This window comes from Salipiger sp. HF18 (assembly GCF_011806505.1).
Lineage (GTDB): Bacteria > Pseudomonadota > Alphaproteobacteria > Rhodobacterales > Rhodobacteraceae > Salipiger > Salipiger thiooxidans.
Genome location: NZ_JAATOS010000694.1, coordinates 1 through 1,680, shown reverse-complemented (window position 1 = coordinate 1,680; position 1,680 = coordinate 1). Strand labels below are relative to the sequence as shown.

Genomic DNA, 1,680 nt, shown 5'->3' with positions numbered 1-1,680 from the left:
GGCCAGTCGGCCCGCGCGGCCATGGCCTCGACAAAGGCGGGCCAGTCGGCGGCGGCGCGCGCCGGGGGCGGGATCTCGCGCAGAACGGTGAGCGGATCGGCGGCAAGGTCGAGCGCATCGAGGATACGCCCCGCCGCCTTGGGTCCGATCCCCGGCATCAGCTGCAGCACCCGGAACCCCGCCACCCGGTCGCGCGGATTGCGCGCCAGCCGAAGCACCGCCAGCAGGTCCTTCACATGGGCACTGTCGAGAAACTTCAGCCCGCCGAACTTGACGTAAGGCACGTTGCGCCGGGTCAGCTCGGCCTCGAGCTGCACAGAATGACTCGACGTGCGGAACAGCACCGCCTGATCCTTGAGCCGGGTGCCGGTCTCGCGGTCCTCGAGGATGCGGTCGACGAAGTAGCGTGCCTGGTCGGCCTCGGCGGCGACGGTGACGATGCGCGGGCGCGCGTCCGAGGCGCGGGTGGTCCAGAGGTTCTTGGTGTAGCGCTCGCGCGCCAGCCCGATCACCGCGTTCGCCGCCTCCAGTATCGGCTGCGTCGAGCGGTAGTTGCGGTCGAGCGTGATGACATCGGCGCGCGGGCTGAAGGCGTCGGGGAAGTCGAGGATGTTGCGCACGGTGGCGGCGCGGAAGGCATAGATCGACTGCGCGTCGTCGCCGACCACGGTCAGCCCCCGACCGTCGGGCTTCAACGCCATGAGGATCCGCGCCTGCAGCCGGTTGGTGTCCTGGTACTCGTCGATGAGCACGTGATCCCACGCCCCGCCGATATGGGCGGCAAAGCCCTCGTCCGACATGACCTCGGCCCAGGCCAGCAGCAGGTCGTCGTAATCGAGCACGTTCTGCTCCTGCTTGGCGGTGACATAGGCGCCGAAGAGCTGCTTCAGCTCCTCCGCCCACTCGCCGCACCACGGGAAGTGGTCGCGCAGCACCTCATCCAGCGGGTCGCCCGAGTTCACCGCCCGCGAGTAGATCGCGAGGCAGGTGCCCTTGGCCGGGAAGCGCCGCTCGGTCGACGAGAAGCCAAGCCCGTTGCGGCAGAGGTTCATCAGGTCGGCGCTGTCCTCGCGGTCATGGATCGAGAAATCCGGATGCAGCCCGATGGACAGCGCGTGCTCGCGCAGGATGCGGGCGCCGATGGCGTGGAAGGTCCCGGCCCAGCTCAGCGCCTCGGCCACCACTCCCTTGCCCATGGCCTTGGCGGTGATGCGCTCGACCCGCCGGGTAAGCTCGGTCGCGGCGCGGCGCGAAAAGGTCATCAGCAGGATGCGCTGCGGGTCGGCGCCGTTGACCAGCAGGTGTGCCACCCGATGCGCCAGCGTCATGGTCTTGCCCGAGCCCGCGCCCGCGATCACCAGCAGCGGCGGCGGCAGCCCCTCGGCCCCGACGCCGAATTCGACGGCGGCGCGCTGGTTGTCGTTCAACGTGTCGAGATACCCGGCCTCAGCCATGTCCTGCCCTGCCCCGTGTTGCGCTCCGGTTTGGGGGCAGGATAGCGCGGCGGGAACATAAAGGGAACTTCGATCTGGCCCGGGCGGGCGCCGGTGCGGCGCTCAGCCGATGCCCAGAGACAGCAGGATCAGCGGGATCGTGGCCACGGCGGCAAGGGTCTGCGCCGTCACCAGCCCCGCCATGAAGGTGCCGTCGCCGCCAAGCTGGCGGGTCAGCACATAGGCG

General features: G+C 69.8%; 1 protein-coding gene and 1 pseudogene. Both read right to left on the bottom strand.

The features are described 5' to 3' along the window. The coding region (locus tag HC022_RS25980; protein ID WP_167454306.1) for an ATP-dependent helicase at window positions 1–1,454 on the bottom strand (1,454 nt) is incomplete at its 3' end. A 102-nt stretch (window positions 1,455–1,556) separates the two neighbouring features. Then, window positions 1,557–1,680, bottom strand: a pseudogene (locus HC022_RS29535) (AEC family transporter); the annotation flags it as partial.